Genomic DNA, 17,747 nt, shown 5'->3' with positions numbered 1-17,747 from the left:
AAGGAAGTTGGCCCGTCTGCGCAGTCGTGTTCATTTCGGGCGAGGCTGGTTCGAACCCGTTAATACCTTGGATTTCCGCCACATTTTGGACCATTTTGCCCCAAGGGGCAGGTTGACTGAAGTTTATGCCCGCAAAGCAGTAACTTCACCCAACAGGCCGGGAACCGCATCGGCCGGAACAGGGCGGCTGATCAGGTAACCCTGGATCATGTCGCACCCTTCAGCACGAAGCACGTCCGCATGGGTCTGGATCTCGACGCCTTCGGCCAGGGTCTCCATGCCGAGCGCGCCCGCCAGAGTCGCGATGGCGCGCACGATGGCCTGCGCGCTGGCATCGCGGCCGAGATCGCGCACGAAGCTCTGGTCGATCTTCAGCTTGTCGAAGGGGAACGAGCGCAGGTAGCTGAGGGAGGAATAGCCGGTGCCGAAATCATCAAGCGCCACCCGCACTCCCAGCGCGCGTAGCGAATGAAGCATGGCCACGGTGCGTTCGACATTGCCGATGAAGATGCTCTCGGTAATCTCGAGCTCCAGCCGCGCCGGCGGCAGTCCCGAGGCGGCGAGCGCGCGAACCACGGCCTGGCCAAGCGCGGGGCTGGCGAACTGGCGCGGCGAGATGTTGACCGCAACCGAGACGGCCTGAGGCCAGGAGGCAGCCTGGTGGCACGCCTCCATCAAGGCCCATTCGCCGAGCGGGACGATCATGCCGGTCTCTTCGGCCAAGGGAATGAATTCGGCCGGGCTGACGGGGCCGCGCACCGGATGGTTCCAGCGCATCAGCGCCTCGAACCCCTTGATCCGCTGTTGCGCAAGGCTGAACAGAGGCTGGAAATGCAGTTCGAACCCACCGGTGCGCAGCGTCTCGCGCATGTCGAGTTCAAGCTGGCGGCGGCGGCTGGCCGCTTCATCAAGGGCGGCTTCGAAAAAGTGGTAGGCGCCCTTGCCATCCGCCTTGGCGCGATAGAGCGCGAGATCGGCATTCTTGAGCAGGGTATCGCTGTCCGCACCATCGGCCGGACCAATGGCGATGCCGAAGCTGGCCGAAAGCGGCACGCTGCGCCCGTCAATCCGGCAATCGCGATTGAGCGCGGCATGAAGGGTGGCGGCAATGGCGGTACAATCAGCTTCGCGGCCAAGGCCCGAGACGAGCACGCCGAATTCATCACCGCCAAAGCGGGCAACCATGGCATCGGGATAGAGATCGGTCAGTTCCTGCGCGACGAACTGCAAGAGCGCATCACCCATGGGATGACCCATGGTATCGTTGATCGTCTTGAAATCATCGAGATCGACGAAGGCGACCAAGGTGCGGCTATCGTCGGTTTGCCGGAGCAGCGCGCGTTCCAGCTTTTCAAGGAAGAAGCTGCGATTGGGCATGCCGGTGAGCCCATCATGCAGCGCTGTGTGGATGATCCGGCGTTCGCGTTCATCGATGGCATCGACCATGGCGTTGAAGCTGCGTGCCAGGGCGACAACTTCGCGATCCCCCTCGGCCGCGACCTTTGCCCGTTCCCCGCGTGCGATGCGACGGGCCGCATCGGCCAGCGTGGTGAGCGGGCGGGTGATCCCGGCGGCGAGATGCAGGGCCAGCCATATGCCGAGGAGCGTGCCGACCACGGCGATGGCAATGAGGATCGAGCGGACGCCGGTGTAGGATTCCATCGCCTTGTCCAGCGAGGAGCGCAGCACCAGCCGCGGAAGGACGCCCTGCTGCAGGCTGGGCAGATCGGACAGGCGGACGAGATCGTCTCCATCCCGGCCCGGCGCAATGGCGACCTGGCCCGGTGCCTGCGCCCGCAGGGCCGGTGCCAGCCGGCGGGCATCCTGCACGTCAACCGCCATTGGGATGGCGGAAAGGCGGCTGAGCGATTGCAGATCCTGCTTGTCCAATGGTTGGGCCAGCACCAGCCAGCCGACCAGATCGGGCATTTCAATGGGTGCGGCGACGCCGAGCGCGAGATGGCCATTGAGCGCGATCACGCCGCTGGCACGCCCGCCATCGAGCGCGGGCAGCAGCGCCGCGCCATCGAGCGGTGGCGCGCCCGGCCCGGCGGTGATCGAACCATCAAGGCCCACGATCGCTGCAAGCGGTGCCCCGGTGCGATCCCCCAGGCTGGCCAGCGCAGAGCCGAGCGTGGCGCGGTCTCCCGTGGCGAAGGCTTCCCGAAAGCCGAAATCGCGCGCGACCACGGACGCGGATTCGCGCAGTTGATCCGCCCGGTTGGCAATAATGCGATCGAACACGCGGGCGTTGGCGACCATGTCGCGCTCTGCCGCCTGGCGTGCGAAGAGACTGAGCCCCGAACCGGCCACGCCGATCGACACCGACATGACCACGGCGAGCAGGAGCGCGAAAAGCAGGGCGATGTGGGTGCGCAGCTGCAGTGCCTGACGCCGCCGCACCAAGCGCGATACGGTTAGCACCCCGGCCCGGATTGCTGCGAGAAAGGCGGGACGGCGCATGCGATCAGCGAGTCTGGACCACCAGCCGAACGACCCCGCCCCCGCTGACCGTGGCAGGCAGCAGCAATTCGTTCTCGGGCGCGCGCAGCCGCGGGTGCCACACGCGCACCTTGTAGGCGCCTGCCGGCAGGCCGGGGATGCGGCCAAAACCGTTCACGTCGGTCTGGCGGGCGAAAGGCGTATTGACCACGCGGATATAGCCGCGCATCTGATCGTGGATGTTGCAGCCGAGCGCAACGGTGCCAGTCAGCGCAAAGCGCTGCGTGCGCGTCTGGTCCCGACCATAAAGATCGATCTTGAACTTTGCAGGCCGTGAGAAGCTGTAGATGCTGTGGCGCACGGCATCAAGATTGGGGAAGGCCACAGTGGCGCCAACCGGCACGATCAGCGTGCCGGGGACGAAGGTCTGGTCCCTTTGCGCCATGGCATTGCGCCAGGGAAAGGTGATCGGGCCGGTTGCGGGCCGTTCCACCTCTACCACCGCGCCCTGCAAAGGCATGCCGCGGGCATCGACCACCTGAAAGACGGCTTCGAGAGGCCCAGTGGCGGAAACCGCGAGCAGGCAGGGAAGGGCAAGTGCAGCCCGGCGAAGGAAGGGGAGGAAGCCGTTGGCCATGTGCTCCCTATCGCTGCTGCGCGTTAAAAACTGTCTAATCATCGGGATGGCTGGTTTTACCATTCCTTTAGCCGCGATGGTTAACGTTGTGAAAGTATTAGACTGATTCATGGGACTTTTCGCTTCGATGGCCACGATCTTGACGACCGGCAGACGCCGCGCCGCCACCCGGTGGAGCCTGGCAGGGTTACTGGCGCTGGGCACCCCGCTGGCATCGCCGGCCCAGGCCGACGAAACATTTGACGATGCCAAGCTGCTGCTGACCAATGGCGTGACCAGCGTGGAAGGCGCGAGCGGCGGCGGGCTGGCATCGTGGAGCACGATCGCCGGGCGCGGGACCGAGCGCGCCATCGGCGTTTCAGCACACGTGACCGCAATCGCCCTGCCCGACTATGGCTGGCAAAGCCACGGCGTGAGCGTGGGCATCCATGACCGGCTCGAACTGAGCTATGCCCGGCAGAACTTCGACACGCGCAAGGTGGGCGCGGCGCTGGGACTGGGCCATGGATTCAAGTTCAACCAGGACATTTTTTCAGCCAAGCTGCGGCTGGCGGGCGATCTTGTCTATGGCCCGCAATGGCTGCCGGCAATTGCGGTGGGAGTGCAGCACAAGCGCAATCTGGACGGCGCAATCGTGCGCGCGGTGGGCGCCCGATCGGCACAGGGCACCGACTTTACCCTGAGCGCGAGCAAGCTGTTCCTTTCACGCAGCGTGCTGGTGAACGCCACCGCGCGGCTGACCAAGGCCAACCAGTTCGGCCTGCTGGGTTTTGGCGGGGACAAGCACGGCAAGCACAGCCTGCAGGTGGAAGGGACGCTGGCCTATCAGCTTTCACGCAGGCTGGCGGTGGGTGGCGAATACCGCACCAAGCCGGACAACCTGGGCATCGCGCGCGAGGATGATGCGCTGGACATGTTCGTGGCGTGGGCGCCGGTCCGCAACCTGACAGTTACCGGGGCGTATGTGGACGTGGGATCAATCGCCACGTTCGGCGGGCAGCGCGGCGGGCTGGTGCAGCTGCAGCTGGCGTTTTGAAGGGTTTGCGAATGATGCGTAAGACGGTTCTGTCAGTGGCGCTGGGCATTGCCATCATGGCCCCCTCGGCGGTGATGGCGCAGGAAGTGCCGCCCGCAGCCGAAAGCGGCGAGGCGCCCGGCGACGCGCAAGTCGACCGGGACGCACCAGTTGATTGGGACAGGGAATTCGGCGTGGTGCGCAAGACGCGCGACCCGGTGACCGGGGAGATCCCGGTCGATCCCTATGTGCAGAGCGACGCCAACGCCGGGGCCAGTCCTTTTACCGGCGAGGGCATGGCGCGCGCGTTTGGCGGGCAGCCCGGCATCCGTCGCGTGGTGGACCGTTTCGTGGAGCTGAACACCACCGATCCGCGGATCAAGGCGATCTTTGGCGAGCACGACATGGTGCGGTTGCGGCGCACACTGTTTGAACAGTTCTGCTTGATCCTGAATGCGGGGTGCCATTACACCGGGCGCGACATGAAATCATCGCACAAGGGATTGGGCTCCACCCGCGCCGACCTGAACGCGCTGGTGGAAAACCTGCAGCAGGCGATGCGCGAGAATGGCGTGGGCTTTGCCGCGCAGAACCGCTTCCTGTCAAAGCTGGCACCGATGGACGCCGACGTGAGCGAGCGCGGGGAGAAGCGGCTGCTGGGCAAGCGGCGCTGACGGATGCATACATGCTTGATCGGGACAGTCCCCACCTTTGGATAAACAGGGACTGTCCCTGATTAATGGTCATTTTGGACGCGTGCCTTGCGACGGCGCCAGCGTAACCAGCCGGTGGTGAAGAGCGCCAGCGGCATGAGCCCTGCAAGCACCAGCGCCGCGCGCAGAGGCATGCCGCCTGCCGAACCATCGTGCAGTGGGTGCAACCAGTTCAGCACGGTGACCTGCGCGCCTGACCTGGTGGCGTCGGCCACGGATAGGACCCGGCCGCTGTGCTGATCGACCAGCACCCAGCTGTGCGGAAAGCGGCGGCTGGGGTCGCCCGGCAACTGCAGTCGCAGACGATAAGGCGTGTGGCCGGGGCCGGGAGCTTCGATCCACGCCAGCCGCGCGCTTGGCAGCGCGGCCAGCGCTGCTGCGGCGGCCTTGCTGGGCGGGATGGTGGGTGCACTCCAGTCTGCCTGAACATCCGATTCCGGCACCGGCACGCCCGGCGCACGACCAAGCAGCGTGGTTAGCAGCGCACCGGTTTCCTTCGGCAGCTCCAGCGCCGCACCGGTCACCGCCAGCATCGCCAGAAGCGGCAGTCCGCCAAGGCCGGCCAGTTTGTGCCAATCGCGCAGCGCGCGCAGCGGGGGGGCGCCACGCTTGAACAGCAGCGCCTTTTTCCACGATCCCTTCGGCCACCATGCGGCCAGGCCGGTGAACAGCAGGACAGCAAGTGCGAGGGAGACATAACCCAGCACCGTGCCGGCCGTGGGTCCCAGCAGCAGGCGATAGTGCAGGTCATAGATCCACGTCATCGCATGATCGCCCCAGCGATCACGCCGCAGCACGCGGGCACCATCGGGCGAAAGCCAGGCCATCGGCGGGGCAAAGCGCCCGGCGTCCATGCTCGTCTTGCCATAATAGCGTGCCGGGATGGGGCCGGGGCGGCCGGTTACCTCCAGCCGCCACGGGCCGGTCCATGCTGGATGATCGCGCCGCAGCGTAGCGATCGCGCGGTCCCAGCCCGCAGGCGTGGCCATGCCGGCCGACGCCTGCTGCGGGTGCAGCAGCGCGTCGATCTCGACATACCAGACCAGCACCGACCCGGTCAGCCCCTGCAGGACGAACAGCGCGCCGAGCCACAGGCCCAGCCACAGGTGCAGCCGCATGGCCGCGCGCCTGATCGGCACGGCCATGTCAGAACCGCAGGCGGACCGAGCCGGTCACGCCACGCCCTTCCGCCGGGCTATGCAGTGTCTGCGCGCCGTCCCACCAGGCGTATTCGTAGTACTGATCGGTCAGGTTGCGCCCTGTCAGCGCCAGTTCGACACGGGGCGTAATGACAAATGCGGCCTCGGCATTGAACACCGCGCTGCGCCCGAACTTGCCCTGCGCGGCGCTGTTGGCGGCGGTTAGCCAATAGGACGATTGGCCGTTGGCCCATGCCGACAGGCGCAGGCGCGGCAGCATGGTGGCGTCGATCCCGGCAGACCACAGCCAATGCGGCACGTGGTCAATCTGGTTGCCGGCGAATTGCGGTGTCGCCGGATCGGGCCGGATCACCACCGCATCCTGCCAGGACAGCGCACCCCACACCGACAGGCCGGTGATCGGGCGCGCGCTTGCCTGCACGTCCACGCCGCGGCGGCGGGTGGAGCCGACATTCTCGCTGTCCCCCAGTGGATCGTTCAGCTTGCGCTTGATCTCGCAAGTTGCGGTCTGCCGCCAAAGCGCCACGCGCAGTTCGCTGCCCGCCATCGGAACGAACTTGATTCCCACCTCCCAGCCGGTGTTGATCGAAGGCGCAAGGTCGGTGGTGCGCGGCGGGATCAAGTAGGCGCCCGAGCCAAGGCCGATCTGGAAGGTGCGGCCCCAGTTGCCGTAAAGCGTCACGCGGCCGATCGGCGTCACCGCCACGCTCAGCTTGGGCTGGCTGATCGTGCCATAGTCGTTGATCGGAGCGGCGGTGCCCGACAGCCGGTTGCGGAAGTGGCCGCCGACGCGGTCGATGCGCCAGGCGGGGGTGATCTTCAGCCACGCTGCCGGCTGCAACACCGCCTGGGCATAGACGCCGCCGACATTCAGCGTGAAGGCCTGGTCGCGGGTCTGGCTGGTAACGGTGCGGTTGGCAGTGAGATAGCGCAGCGAGCGGTTGTCCTGCCACTGCATGTCGCCGCCCAGCTCGCCCATCACCGCCATGCCAGCCAGCGTGCCGTGGGCGTGCAGCGCAGCCATGACGCCATACTGCGTTTCATGCGTGACGCGGCGCTGCTGCGAGGCGCCGGCGGAGAACTTGACGAAGCGGTCGTCCTCCAGCCGGTTGGCATAGACGCGGGCGGTCAGGCCGAGATGGGCGCCGATCTCGCCATCCACGTGAAGCGCGTACTGCTGCATCTCGCGCACGTCGCCGTCGCTGGCGTTATAGGCATTGGTCATGCGCGGATCGGCACGGGAATCGGCAAAGGTGAGGTAGCCGGGCTCCTGCGCGTTGCCCTTGTAGTATCGCGCGCTGGCGCCCACGCGGAGCGCGGGGGAGACGGTCAGCGTCCATTTGCCGGCAAGGCTGGTGCGGTCCACCGCGCCATGGCGGCGGTAGCCATCGGCCTGGCGATAGGCGATGGAATAGTTCTGGCTCAGCGCGCCGCGTTCCAGCCCGGCGGTTAACTGGCCTTCGTAGGTGCCGAAGCTGCCGGCCGAGGCGCGCGCATCCACGTAGGTGCCGCCGGTGCGGGTGGCGATGTTCACGCTGCCGCCGATGGCGTTGAGGCCGTATCGCGGATCGGAGGTGCCGCGCACCACTTCAATCCCGGCGATCTCCAGCGGGAAGACCATGTCGAGGAACGGCATGTTGCCGTCGTTGCTGTTGGCGGGCACACCGTCGATCAGCAGCTTCACTGCGTTGACCTCACTCTCTCCGTTGAAGCCGCGCAGCGACACCTTGCCGCTGGTGGTGCCCTGGTTGAAGTTTGTCACCAGCACGCCGGGCATGCGCCCGATCAGCTCCCACGCATAGTTCACGCTTGCGCGCTGGGCGACGTCGGCGCCCATGATGTCCACCGAAGTGAGCACGTCTCTGGCGGAACCCGCCATGCTGCGCGCGGTGACGACGATCTCGCCAACGCGGAAGCTGGTGTCAGCCGGGGCGGGCTCGTTGGCCAGGGCGGGTGTGGACATGGCAAGCAGCGCCGCAACCGGCGCAAAGCGGATGGTCTTCATCGTCTAAAATTCCTGAAACGAACGCAATCGCGCCCGCGACATGGCCGCAAGCGGTGGAGTGTGGGTTCAGGAAAGCAGGGGTGGCCCGCAGGCTGGGGGCTGGGCGTGGCGGCGGCGCTTCAGATGCAGAACCGGCGCGGCGCGCACGCCCATCGCCAGGATGAAGCCGATGGCGAGCGCCAGCAGCAGCGGATCGGCTCCGCCCATGGCGGCATGGCCCAGCGCGCCAAAGGTGCAGGATTCGTGCGCCTGCACGCCCGGCTTGGCAGGCTTGCCCGGCACGGTCACCTCTCGCGCATGGCTGTCTCCGGTGGCGTCGGCGCAGACCAGCACGGTGAAGCTGCGCGCGGACACATCGGGCATGAAGCCTGCTGGCACCAGCGCCTTCATCACCAGCGCCGCCGCGATCAGCAGCGACGCCAGCGCGCAGTGGCGCATCAGGATATGGCGCAGGGTCCCCATCGCCGCGCCGCTTACCCGCGCCGACCGGCACTGTCACCCCACTCCCGCATGAATGCGCTACGAACCCCAAACCTGACAGTTTGTATGATCCGGTTCCATCGGGTGAAACATTCTGCCCCCGCACCCCATCGCCCCCCGCCACCACCCGCGATAGGTTGCGTGTCAAGAGCCGAACGGGCCGGGAGAGGAATGATGGGAACGAGAGCGGTCCTTGCCGGCGGGCTTGCCGCCGCCGCGGTGCTGGCGATGCCGGCGCTCGCTGCGCAAAAGCTGGGCGAGGTGCAGCCACCCCGCGCGCCCGAACAGGTCTATGCCAAGGTCTGCGGATACTGCCACGGCCGCAACGTGGGCCCGGTGATCCTGGGCCGCCACCTGCCCGCCGAAGCGATCCGCTATGTCGCCCGCCACGGCCAGAACGGCATGCCCGCCTTCCGCCCCAGCGAGATCAGCGACGCGGAGCTGGCCGCGCTGGCGGACTGGATTTCGAGGGCGGATGCCCGCACCGGGGAGCACGGACAATGACCACGATCGATCGCCGCGGCCTGCTCGGCACCGGGCTTGCCGCCACTGCTGCGATGGGTCTAGGCACCGGGGCCAGCGCGAAGAACCCTGCCCCCCTTGCCCCCGGCCGCAGCAAGGCCGACTTTGCCGGCGCGATGAAGGCGTTCCGCTCCGTCGTCGGCGCGGAATGGGTGTTCGGCGACGAGGAGGCTGTCGCCCCCTGGACCAAGACCTACATCCCCGATCCATCGGGCCACTACAAGCCGGTCGGCGCCGTCTGCCCTGAAAACGTGGAGCAGGTGCAGGAGATCGTCCGCATCGCCAACACCTTCAAGCAGCCGCTGTGGACCGTCTCCACCGGCAAGAACATGGGCTACGGCATGACCGCGCCCGCCACCCCCGGCCAGGTGGTGCTCGATCTCAAGCGCATGAACCGCATCCTCGAGGTCGACGCCGATCTCGGCACCTGCCTGCTCGAACCCGGCGTTACCTACCAGCAGCTCAAGGACTACCTCGAGGACAACAACATCCCGCTGTGGATCGACGTGCCCACCGTCGGCCCCATCGCCAGCCCCGTCGGCAACACGCTGGATCGCGGGGTGGGCTACACCCCCTATGGCGAACACTTCATGTTCCAGTGCGGCATGGAAGTGTGCCTGCCCGATGGCCGCCTGATGCGCACCGGCATGGGCAGCATCAAGGGCAGCACCGCGTGGCAGGCGTTCAAGTGGGGCTATGGCCCCTATGTCGATGGCCTGTTCACGCAGTCGAACTATGGCATCGTCACCAAGATGGGCCTGTGGCTGATGCCCAGGCCCCCGGTCTACAAGCCCTTCATGGTGCGCCACCCGGAAATGGGCGACACGCCGAAAATCATCGAGGCGATGCGCCCGCTGCGCGTGTCCAGCCTGGTCGCCAACTGCAACCTGATGATGAGCGCGTCCTACCAGCTCGCCATGTTCAAGCGGCGCAACGAGATCGTGCCCGATGGCGCGCCGCTCGATGAAGCCTCGCTGAAGAAGGCGGCCAAGGCCAACGGCCTCGGCATGTGGAACACCTATTTCGCGCTCTACGGCACCGAGCAGACCGTCGCCGCGATCGAGCCGATCATCCGCGCGCAGCTCACCGCCAGCGGCGGCGAGGTGATGACTGCCGCCGAGATGGAGGGCAACCCGTGGTTCCACCATCACCAGACGCTGATGCAGGGCGGGCTGAACCTCGACGAAATCGGCCTGCTGCGCTGGCGCGGCTCTGGCGGCGGCCTTGCGTGGTTTGCGCCGGTGGCCGCTGCACGCGGGGCAGAGGCGGAACGGCAGACTGCGCTGGCCAGGGAAATCCTGGAAAAGCATGGATTTGACTACACCGCCGCTTATGCCATCGGCTGGCGCGACCTGCATCACATCATTGCCCTGCTGTTCGACAAGTCTGACCCGGCTCAGCACGCGGCGGCCGATGCCTGCTATCGCGAACTGGTCACCCGCTTCGGCGCGCAGGGCTGGGCCAGCTACCGCACCGGTGTCAATTCAATGGACCTGGTGGCGCAGCAGTATGGCGAGGTGAACCGGGACTTCAACCGCACGCTGAAGCACGCGATCGACCCGAACGGCATTCTTGCTCCTGGAAAATCAGGAATAGTCTGAGATTTGGGTGCGAGGCGAAAAACAGGGACAATCCTTGGCCTTCAGTCCTGAGCGGCGCAGATTTCGCACAGGGCATGGATGATGGCGCGGACGGTGTCGTCCTGCAGCGAATACCAGCGGGTCTGGGCTTCGGCACGGGTGGCGACGATGCCTTCTTCACGCAGCAGGGCGAGGTGCTGGGATACGGCGGACTGCGACAGGCCGGTGAGGTCCACCAGCGCGTTAACCGGCACTTCGCCTTCGTCCATGCGGCAGAGCATCAGCAGCCGTTCGGGGTGGCTCATCAGCTTGAGGCGGGCGGCCATGCCGGCGGATTTGGATTTGAGCAGGGTGAGATCGGTAGGCTTCATCGTGGGGGCGATTTAGCGATTGCCATTTGACCCTGCAAGAAAACGCGGGCCTTCCATGGAATGGATCGAAGGGTTGGAAGGCCCGCGCGGAAGTTTCTCGCGTGGCTGGAGGGCAGCCGGCGATGTGATACTGCCCTGCCTGCTCCGCCCGGTGTACTCAACCTGTCCATGAGGGCAGGCAACCTGGCGGGTCAGAGGCCGGCTTCGATCGCCATGCGGATGGCGTCGGCGCTGGTGCGCACGCCCAGCGCCTTGAGTACGGCGGCGCGGTGCAGCTTCACCGTGCGTTCCGACAGGCCGAGTTCCCAGGCGATCTGCTTGTTGAGCTTGCCCGCCGCGATGCATTCAAGGATTTCGCGCTGGCGCTTGGGCAAGGCCTCCACCTTTTCCTTCGCATCGGCATTGCGCATGTTGACGGTGGCGTCGGCGATTTCGACCTGAGAGCCGAGGAAATACTCCAGTTCCCCTTCGCCATCGAAGATCGGCGCGATCATTACCGCGTTGCGGAAGGGCGTGCCATCCTTGCGATAATTGAGGATCTCCACCATCACCGGCAGGCGCGCGGCGATGCCGGCGCGCAGTTGCTGGGTCAATTCGGGTTCGGTGCCTTCCCCGCGCAGGAATCGGCAGTTGCGGCCGATAATCTCGTCCTTGCCATAGCCGGTCAGCGCCTCGAACGCGGCGTTGCATGCCACGATCGGGTTGTCGGGCAGACGCGGGTTGCTGATTACCGCCGCCACCAGGCTGTTCTCGATCATTGCGCCTATCGCCATGCTTCTCCCCAACCCCTTCACGGACCAAAGCGCAATTGCCCTTGAGGCCATGTGGCCTTGGCGGGTCCATGCGCCGATCCTTAGCGCACCATGATTTCCTGCCTAGCCCCCTTTGCATCCGGGCGAGTGCAAGATGCGAAAGGAATGCTCGGATGAACGTTGTCAGCCACGATTTCCACCACGACGAAACCTTGGACGAGAATGGCAAGGTGGTGGTGCCGGGCCACGTGGAAGATGCGATTCGCACGCTGTTGACCTGGGCCGGCGACGATCCGGAGCGTGAGGGGCTGAGCGATACGCCCAAGCGTTTTGCCCGGGCCTGGAAGGAGTATTGCGCGGGATATGCCGAAGACCCGGGCCTGCACCTGGCACGTACCTTCAGCGAAGTGGCCGGCTATGACGAAGTGGTATTGCTGAAGGACATTCCGTTCCAGTCGCACTGCGAACACCATCTCGCGCCGATCACTGGAACGGCGTCGATCGCCTACCTGCCGCGCAACCGGGTGGTGGGCATTTCAAAGCTGGCCCGCGTGCTGCAGGGCTATGCCCGCCGCCTGCAGATCCAAGAGCGCCTGACCAGCGAGGTGGCGCAGTGCATCTGGGACAACCTGCAGCCGCAGGGCGTGGCCGTGGTGATCGAGGCGCAGCACGGCTGCATGACCGGGCGCGGCGTACGTACCCCCGGCGTGGGCATGGTCACCAGCCGCATGCTTGGCTGTTTCCTTGATGACGCGAGCAGCCGCAAGGAAGTGCTGGCGCTGATGGGCCGGGGCTGAGCGCCGATGGTGCGCTGGGCGGAACGCGGGATCGGATTGGTCGGACAGATTCGATGAAAGTTGCGATCGTGGGGGCGGGCATGGCCGGTCTGGCCTGTGCAGGAGCCCTGACCGAAGCTGGCGCTTCGGTGACGGTGTTCGACAAAGGGCGTGGGCCCGGTGGGCGCATGGCGACGCGGCGGCTGGAGACGCCGCTGGGTGAGGCTTCGTTTGATTTCGGCGCGCAGTACTTCACCGCGCGCGATCCCGGCTTCATTGCACAAGTGGAGCGTTGGGAAGCGGCAGGCATGGCCGCGCCCTGGCCACAAGCGCGGCCCGACGCATGGGTGGGCGTGCCGGCAATGAACACGCTGCTGCGCGATCTTGCCGGGCGGCACGACGTGCGCTTTGCCCGACTGGTGAAAGGGCTGTTGCGCGATGGCGATGGCTGGCACGTGGTGGGGCAGGATTTCCGCGCCGCTGCGTTCGATGCCGTGGTACTGGCGTTGCCCGCAGAACAGACTGCGCCGCTGCTGACGCTGCACGATTTCACGCTGTCGCAGGCGGCGCTCTATGCCCGGTCACAGCCGTGCTGGACCGCGATGTTCGCCTTTGCCGAGCCGCTGAATGCCCCCGACGTGTTGCGCGATACCGGCGCAATCGCCTGGGCCGCGCGCAACAGTGCCAAGCCGGGGCGCTGCGGGCCGGAGAGCTGGGTGGTGCAGGCGACGCCGAACTGGTCGGCCGCACACCTTGAGCGCGGGATGGAAGAAGTGGGCGTGCTGCTGCTGGAAGCGCTGGCGCGCGCGACCCGGACGGGCACGGAGCCAGAGCCGGTGGCGCAATCCGTGCACCGCTGGCGGTATGCCCTTTCCGCCGGGACCGGCATCGGCGCGCTGTGGAACGCCACTTCCGGGATCGGCGCTTGCGGGGACTGGCTGCTGGGCCCGCGCGTGGAATGCGCGTGGCTGTCAGGCCGGGCGCTGGCGGCACAGATGCTGAATCCGCAACAACCTGCCACGGCGGCAGCGGCGGAATAACAGGAGCGAACGGCGGGGCATTGCCACCCCGCCTGTTGGATCAGCCCGTGACGGCCTGCAGGGCGTCGATGAACTTCTCGATATTGCTGCTGGTCAGCCCGGCAATGTTGATGCGGCCCGAGCCGGCCATGTAGATGCCGTGATCGTTGCGCAGCGCGAGGATCTGCTCGCCCGTCAGAGGCAGCATCGAGAAGAGGCCATTCTGCACGCCCAAAGGGGCCATGGCGATGGGGCCAACCTGCTGCGCCGCAGCCAGACGATCGCGCACCTGGCGCATGCGGCCGCGCATGTCGTCGAGCTCGGCCAGCCATTGCGCGGTGAGGCCTTCGTCCTCCAGCACCAGCCGCACCGCCGCCGCGCCGTGATCGGGCGGCATCGACCAGCTGGCGCGCGCAATCGTCGCGCCGTTGCCCATGGCGTTGGCCAGTGCCGCCGCATCGGATGTCACCGCGTAGAACGCTCCGACGCGGTCGCGGTAGAGACCGAAGTTCTTGTCACAGGAATAGGCCACCAGCACTTCGGGCGCGAGCGAGAGCACCTTGCGCAGGCCATAGGCATCGGCCTCCATGCCGGCGCCAAGGCCCTGATAGGCGAGGTCGATCAGCGGCAGGACCTGCTTTTCGACGAGCAGCGGGGCGATTTCGTCCCACTGCGCTTCGGTGAAGTCCACCCCGGTGGGGTTGTGGCAGCAACCGTGGAGCAGCACGGCATCGCCCGGCTCGGCCTTGGCCAGCGCCGCCTTCAGCGCATCGAGATCGGCAAAGCCATCGGCGGTCATATGGCTGAAGGTCTTGAGTTCGAGCCCCACAGCCGACACGATCTGCGCATGGTTGGGCCATGAAGGAGTGCCCATCCAGATGCGCTTTGCGCCCGCGCGCTTGGCCACTTCGATCGCCAGGCGCACGGCGCCGGTGCCACCTGGGGCCTGCATGCCATCCACACGTGACCGGTCGAAGTCCTTGCCGAAGACATAGGGAATCAGTGCGTTGACGAAGCCCATGTCGCCATCAGGGCCGAGATAGGCCTTGGAATCCTGCGTTTCGAGCAGCTTGGCCTCGGCGGCCTTGATCGCGCCGAACACAGGGGTGGCACCAGTGGCGGTGCGATAGACGCCGACACCGAGGTCGATCTTGTCGCCGCGCGGATCCGCGTTGTACAGCTTGATCAGGCCAAGCAGGGCATCGGCAGGCTGGGCGGCAAGGTTTTCGAACATCGGAAGCCTCTGGAACGGTGAAAACGGGCGGCGCCCCCATGCCCCCCGACGCCCGTCGGGGCAAGAGGTTTTAGGCCATGAGGCCGCAGCCCGCCCCCGTGATCAGAACGGCATCCACTTCTGTGTGTGACTGAATTTCATGTAGCCCGCGTTCAGTCCCAGCCGCAGTCCCGCGCCCATGCGCACCGGGATCAGCACCACATCGCCGCGCCGCAGGTACGATACGTTGAAGCCGCCAACGAGATAGGCCTGCCCCTCGCCCGCGCCGAAGCGCTGGTAGAGGTCCTGCGTATCATAGAGGTTGTAGACGAGCACGAAGGTGTTCGAGGCGTTCGCGCCGAAATCGAAGCCAAGCGAGGGCCCGGTCCAGTAGACCGGCAGGTCGCCCTCCACCTTGTGGTGCAGCGTGCCCGAACCATAGCGCAGGCCGACCACCACCGCGCCGCCGCCTTCGCGCCCGGTGATATAGGCATTGGGCTCGCCCTGCTTTTTAAGGATATCGCGGATCATCAGCGCAAGCCCTCGCGAACCTTTGCCGAATACGCCCTCGGCTGCCCCGATCAGGTCGTCTTCCTTGTAGGTCTGCCCCGCGGTGGCGCCGGTGGCAGAGCTTGCCGGCGGCGGAACCATGGCCGCGCCCGCGCCAGGCCCGGAAGCAGGAGCGGCAGGAGATGAGGACACGGGCGGCAACTGCTCCGCCTCGGGACCGACCGGCGTCGCCTGCGCCGCCCCTTGTACCGGACCGTCCATGACCGAGCGGGGCTGCGCCGACCCTGTGGTTGCGGGCACGCCACCCCGGTTGAGATCGGCATCGATCGCCGAGTTGGGATCGATGGTCTGCACCTGCGCCAGGGCAGCCTGCGCGCCAAACGGCCCGAAAGCGCCCCCAAGCACAAGGGCATGGCCCGCGAGAACCAACGCGATGCGGCGGAGAGACTTCATGATAGCTTCGATTCCCATCCCATGGCCAGACGCCCACGAAGCGCACACCAGCCGACATTGCACCAGACCACCCGACCATGGCCCGCGACAATGAACCCGCGATGAGCCGAATCGAAATTGCGCCAAACCGCGCATTTCCGCCGCCCGGACGCACCCAGGACGTGCCATGCAGGAAAATCCGCAAACCCGCTTGCCGCCCCCCGCCTCCCCCGCTATAGCGCCGCCTCGCCGCTGCGATCCGGAGACGTGGGTGAGTGGCTGAAACCAACGGTTTGCTAAACCGTCGTACTGGTAAATCCGGTACCGAGGGTTCGAATCCCTCCGTCTCCGCCAGCGTGCCTTGGCCATCTTTGATGCAGGCACAGGCTGGCCACCGGGTCCCATAACCGCCCCAAGACAGTGCAGCCGCCAGGCGCATAACCTCACATGCCGTCGGAGTGAGATTGCGGATCGGGCAGGCCAGATCAGGCGACATTCCCGACTGGTGTGGCTGCAGTCCGATACACATCGTAAACGAACAACGGCAAGCGAAGAGCCCGCAATTCCGTGGCTCTCCAAAGGTGACATCTTCCCACCCAGATTCATTTGTCAGTCGGCGAGCGAGTCGCGCCTTCATTAGCTTGCGCTAAAGACGTGCAATTATGCCGCCCTATCGTGATCGAGAATGATTTGGACAATAGTTTTGTCTGATTTTCTGCTGCGCGATCCATTTCATATCCACAAAACTTCGTTCCGGGATCCGGACTGACAGCTTCGCTATGAAGAAGCTGAAAATCAGGCCTTGGCCAAATCTGACAACAGATTTGGTGGGCCATAAACTACGCATGGGTTTGACCGGACTTTGCTAGCGGACGGGCCGCGCTATGGCTTTCACGTGTAGCGCCGCCACCGATTTTTTCGCAGAACGCGTTCAAGGTATTCACGCATTGCGAAGACCCATTGGTGCTCCGCCGCCCTTCCGATCATGTATTCGACAACGCCGGCTCAGCGGCACGCTCCGACGACAATTGCCTGGTATTCCCTTATCGCATCGAAGGTCGTGCCGGAGATTTAAAGGCCAAGACACTACTCTGTCGCCCACAGACCGCCCCTCCACGCATTCACCTCTTGCATCGCGGTACTGAATTCGTGGTGAAAGGTGCAGGCAACGACGGCGATGCATCGGGTCAGGCGGGGTTGCTACTGAATGGTCTGTTCGTGCTGACGGAAGTCGCTGGGTGTGCGTCCGGCATAGGCGCGGAAGGCACGGCTGAAATGGCTCTGGCTGGTGAAGCCGAGCGATTCCGAAAGCGCCGCCAGGCTCATGTCGGTCTGCACAAGCAAATGCTGAGCGCGGTCGAGCCGGGCCTTTATCAAATACTGGTGCGGCGAAATTCCGGTCGCCTTCTTGAACACACGACAGAAGTGCGACGGAGTTACGCCGGCGGTCGCTGCCATTTGCTCGAGGCTGTGTTCAAGCTCGGGATGATCTAGGATAGCGTTCATCACCTTGTGCAGCCTATAAGCCGAGAAGTCCGAGGTCGGAATGTCCAGCGGCTTCCCCTGCGCCGGGACGCCCGACAGGATATGCGCCTTGAGCGCACCGACCATGGCTGAGACATAGGCCTCGCGCTCATCGGCATGGGGAGCATAAAGTTCCGCCAGGATCTGCCGCGTCAGCGCCACGCCCAGCGGATCGGTGAAGGCAAAGCGCATTTTGCTGAACTGGTCGCTTTGCGAGGCGGCCTTGAGCACCTCCGACGAAACGCTCAGCGTGACGACATCGAGCTCGCCATCGACAAGCCAGCCGGTGGGCATTCCGGCAGGCACGATCGTGGCGCAGCCAGGGATCGAATGCGTCTCGGTCCAACTGCCGCGTTCCCAGGTCTTTACCCGGGGTTTGCCAGCAATGTGCACGATGAAGATCGGATCGGGCACCGGCGGCAGGGCATAGCTCCCCACGAACTGCCGCCAGCGGCACAGCGACCAGCCATCGCCGAACGAGCCCAGCTCCATTTCAGGCGGCCGACCGAGCACGTCGCAGATGATCGCCTTGTTGTCCCACACCCTCTGGACAGGTGCGGACGCGTCCTTGTCGCGTGCGGGCTGTTTCAGCATCG

16 protein-coding genes and 1 tRNA gene are annotated in these 17,747 nt (G+C 65.6%); 7 read left to right on the top strand and 10 right to left on the bottom strand.

Annotated elements, in window-relative coordinates; all coding sequences use genetic code 11:
• Positions 1-123: 123 nt before the first annotated feature.
• Both POM99_RS14790 and POM99_RS14785 read right to left on the bottom strand, forming a co-directional pair.
• Positions 124-2,463 carry a putative bifunctional diguanylate cyclase/phosphodiesterase gene (locus POM99_RS14790; protein WP_277279170.1) on the bottom strand — a complete coding sequence of 780 codons (2,340 nt, stop codon included), beginning with the start codon at positions 2,461-2,463 and terminating at the stop codon, positions 124-126.
• Positions 2,464-2,467: 4 nt separating this feature from the next.
• The gene (locus tag POM99_RS14785) at positions 2,468-3,079 is read right to left on the bottom strand and encodes a cupredoxin domain-containing protein (protein ID WP_277279168.1); all 612 of its coding nucleotides are present in this window, start codon (positions 3,077-3,079) and stop codon (positions 2,468-2,470) included.
• 127 nt (positions 3,080-3,206) lie between these two features.
• Here POM99_RS14785 and POM99_RS14780 point away from each other — a divergent pair, with 127 nt between their 5' ends.
• Complete coding sequence (locus POM99_RS14780) at positions 3,207-4,115, top strand: DUF3034 family protein (protein WP_277279166.1); 909 nt, start codon at positions 3,207-3,209, stop codon at positions 4,113-4,115.
• Positions 4,116-4,129: 14 nt separating this feature from the next.
• Positions 4,130-4,768, top strand: coding sequence for a group I truncated hemoglobin (locus POM99_RS14775; RefSeq protein WP_313792138.1), 639 nt, complete (start codon positions 4,130-4,132; stop codon positions 4,766-4,768).
• A 62-nt stretch (positions 4,769-4,830) separates the two neighbouring features.
• Here the strand turns inward: POM99_RS14775 and POM99_RS14770 are convergent, their stop codons facing one another.
• The 3 genes from POM99_RS14770 to POM99_RS14760 form a co-directional block, all read right to left on the bottom strand.
• A complete protein-coding gene (locus POM99_RS14770; protein ID WP_277279164.1) occupies positions 4,831-5,952 on the bottom strand; it encodes a PepSY-associated TM helix domain-containing protein in 1,122 nt (373 codons plus the stop codon).
• Position 5,953: 1 nt separating this feature from the next.
• Entirely contained in the window at positions 5,954-7,972 is a 2,019-nt protein-coding gene (locus POM99_RS14765) for a TonB-dependent receptor (protein ID WP_277279162.1), read from the bottom strand.
• A 66-nt stretch (positions 7,973-8,038) separates the two neighbouring features.
• On the bottom strand, positions 8,039-8,434 hold the full coding sequence (locus tag POM99_RS14760; RefSeq protein ID WP_277279160.1) for a hypothetical protein: 396 nt from the start codon (positions 8,432-8,434) through the stop codon (positions 8,039-8,041).
• 192 nt (positions 8,435-8,626) lie between these two features.
• Between POM99_RS14760 and POM99_RS14755 the strand changes: the two genes are divergently transcribed.
• Both POM99_RS14755 and POM99_RS14750 read left to right on the top strand, forming a co-directional pair.
• Positions 8,627-8,956, top strand: a complete 330-nt coding sequence (locus tag POM99_RS14755) for a c-type cytochrome (RefSeq protein ID WP_277279158.1) — start codon at positions 8,627-8,629, stop codon at positions 8,954-8,956.
• A complete protein-coding gene (locus POM99_RS14750) occupies positions 8,953-10,575 on the top strand; it encodes an FAD-binding oxidoreductase (protein WP_277279156.1) in 1,623 nt (540 codons plus the stop codon). The genes POM99_RS14755 and POM99_RS14750 overlap by 4 nt, the downstream gene beginning before the upstream one ends.
• 41 nt (positions 10,576-10,616) lie before the next feature.
• On the opposite strand, the gene POM99_RS14745 is transcribed toward POM99_RS14750, so the two are convergent.
• On the bottom strand, positions 10,617-10,925 hold the full coding sequence (locus POM99_RS14745) for an ArsR/SmtB family transcription factor (RefSeq protein ID WP_277279154.1): 309 nt from the start codon (positions 10,923-10,925) through the stop codon (positions 10,617-10,619).
• A gap of 191 nt (positions 10,926-11,116) precedes the next feature.
• Complete coding sequence (locus POM99_RS14740) at positions 11,117-11,698, bottom strand: LuxR C-terminal-related transcriptional regulator (protein ID WP_277279152.1); 582 nt, start codon at positions 11,696-11,698, stop codon at positions 11,117-11,119.
• 152 nt (positions 11,699-11,850) lie between these two features.
• Between POM99_RS14740 and folE the strand changes: the two genes are divergently transcribed.
• Both folE and POM99_RS14730 read left to right on the top strand, forming a co-directional pair.
• On the top strand, positions 11,851-12,474 hold the full coding sequence (folE, locus tag POM99_RS14735; protein WP_277279151.1) for a GTP cyclohydrolase I FolE: 624 nt from the start codon (positions 11,851-11,853) through the stop codon (positions 12,472-12,474).
• Between the two features lie 53 nt (positions 12,475-12,527).
• Positions 12,528-13,493: an NAD(P)/FAD-dependent oxidoreductase gene (locus POM99_RS14730; RefSeq protein WP_277279149.1), complete on the top strand. Its 966-nt coding sequence runs from the start codon at positions 12,528-12,530 to the stop codon at positions 13,491-13,493.
• Between the two features lie 40 nt (positions 13,494-13,533).
• Here the strand turns inward: POM99_RS14730 and POM99_RS14725 are convergent, their stop codons facing one another.
• Together POM99_RS14725 and POM99_RS14720 are read right to left on the bottom strand one after the other, a co-directional pair.
• Positions 13,534-14,706, bottom strand: a complete 1,173-nt coding sequence (locus tag POM99_RS14725) for an amino acid aminotransferase (RefSeq protein WP_277279147.1) — start codon at positions 14,704-14,706, stop codon at positions 13,534-13,536.
• Between the two features lie 102 nt (positions 14,707-14,808).
• Positions 14,809-15,648: a DUF1134 domain-containing protein gene (locus tag POM99_RS14720; RefSeq protein ID WP_277279145.1), complete on the bottom strand. Its 840-nt coding sequence runs from the start codon at positions 15,646-15,648 to the stop codon at positions 14,809-14,811.
• A 240-nt stretch (positions 15,649-15,888) separates the two neighbouring features.
• On the opposite strand from POM99_RS14720, the gene POM99_RS14715 reads away from it, so the two are divergent.
• Positions 15,889-15,981 (top strand) — tRNA-Ser (locus POM99_RS14715).
• Positions 15,982-16,827: 846 nt separating this feature from the next.
• On the opposite strand, the gene POM99_RS14710 is transcribed toward POM99_RS14715, so the two are convergent.
• Positions 16,828-17,745: a helix-turn-helix domain-containing protein gene (locus POM99_RS14710; protein WP_277279143.1), complete on the bottom strand. Its 918-nt coding sequence runs from the start codon at positions 17,743-17,745 to the stop codon at positions 16,828-16,830.
• Positions 17,746-17,747 lie beyond the last annotated feature (2 nt).

The sequence above is a fragment of the Novosphingobium cyanobacteriorum genome (assembly GCF_029436685.1).
Lineage (GTDB): Bacteria > Pseudomonadota > Alphaproteobacteria > Sphingomonadales > Sphingomonadaceae > Novosphingobium > Novosphingobium cyanobacteriorum.
This window is presented reverse-complemented; position numbering and strand designations above follow the sequence as displayed.

Excerpts from the sequence above, each read along its gene's own strand:
- POM99_RS14790 (WP_277279170.1), bottom strand. The coding sequence starts at position 2,463 with ATGCGCCGTCCCGCCTTTCTCGCAGCAATCCGGGCCGGGGTGCTAACC.
- POM99_RS14785 (WP_277279168.1), bottom strand. The coding sequence starts at position 3,079 with ATGGCCAACGGCTTCCTCCCCTTCCTTCGCCGGGCTGCACTTGCCCTT.
- POM99_RS14780 (WP_277279166.1), top strand. The coding sequence starts at position 3,207 with ATGGCCACGATCTTGACGACCGGCAGACGCCGCGCCGCCACCCGGTGG.
- POM99_RS14775 (WP_313792138.1), top strand. The coding sequence starts at position 4,130 with ATGCGTAAGACGGTTCTGTCAGTGGCGCTGGGCATTGCCATCATGGCC.
- POM99_RS14770 (WP_277279164.1), bottom strand. The coding sequence starts at position 5,952 with ATGGCCGTGCCGATCAGGCGCGCGGCCATGCGGCTGCACCTGTGGCTG.
- POM99_RS14765 (WP_277279162.1), bottom strand. The coding sequence starts at position 7,972 with ATGAAGACCATCCGCTTTGCGCCGGTTGCGGCGCTGCTTGCCATGTCC.
- POM99_RS14760 (WP_277279160.1), bottom strand. The coding sequence starts at position 8,434 with ATGGGGACCCTGCGCCATATCCTGATGCGCCACTGCGCGCTGGCGTCG.
- POM99_RS14755 (WP_277279158.1), top strand. The coding sequence starts at position 8,627 with ATGGGAACGAGAGCGGTCCTTGCCGGCGGGCTTGCCGCCGCCGCGGTG.
- POM99_RS14750 (WP_277279156.1), top strand. The coding sequence starts at position 8,953 with ATGACCACGATCGATCGCCGCGGCCTGCTCGGCACCGGGCTTGCCGCC.
- POM99_RS14745 (WP_277279154.1), bottom strand. The coding sequence starts at position 10,925 with ATGAAGCCTACCGATCTCACCCTGCTCAAATCCAAATCCGCCGGCATG.
- POM99_RS14740 (WP_277279152.1), bottom strand. The coding sequence starts at position 11,698 with ATGGCGATAGGCGCAATGATCGAGAACAGCCTGGTGGCGGCGGTAATC.
- folE (WP_277279151.1), top strand. The coding sequence starts at position 11,851 with ATGAACGTTGTCAGCCACGATTTCCACCACGACGAAACCTTGGACGAG.
- POM99_RS14730 (WP_277279149.1), top strand. The coding sequence starts at position 12,528 with ATGAAAGTTGCGATCGTGGGGGCGGGCATGGCCGGTCTGGCCTGTGCA.
- POM99_RS14725 (WP_277279147.1), bottom strand. The coding sequence starts at position 14,706 with ATGTTCGAAAACCTTGCCGCCCAGCCTGCCGATGCCCTGCTTGGCCTG.
- POM99_RS14720 (WP_277279145.1), bottom strand. The coding sequence starts at position 15,648 with ATGAAGTCTCTCCGCCGCATCGCGTTGGTTCTCGCGGGCCATGCCCTT.
- POM99_RS14710 (WP_277279143.1), bottom strand. The coding sequence starts at position 17,745 with ATGCTGAAACAGCCCGCACGCGACAAGGACGCGTCCGCACCTGTCCAG.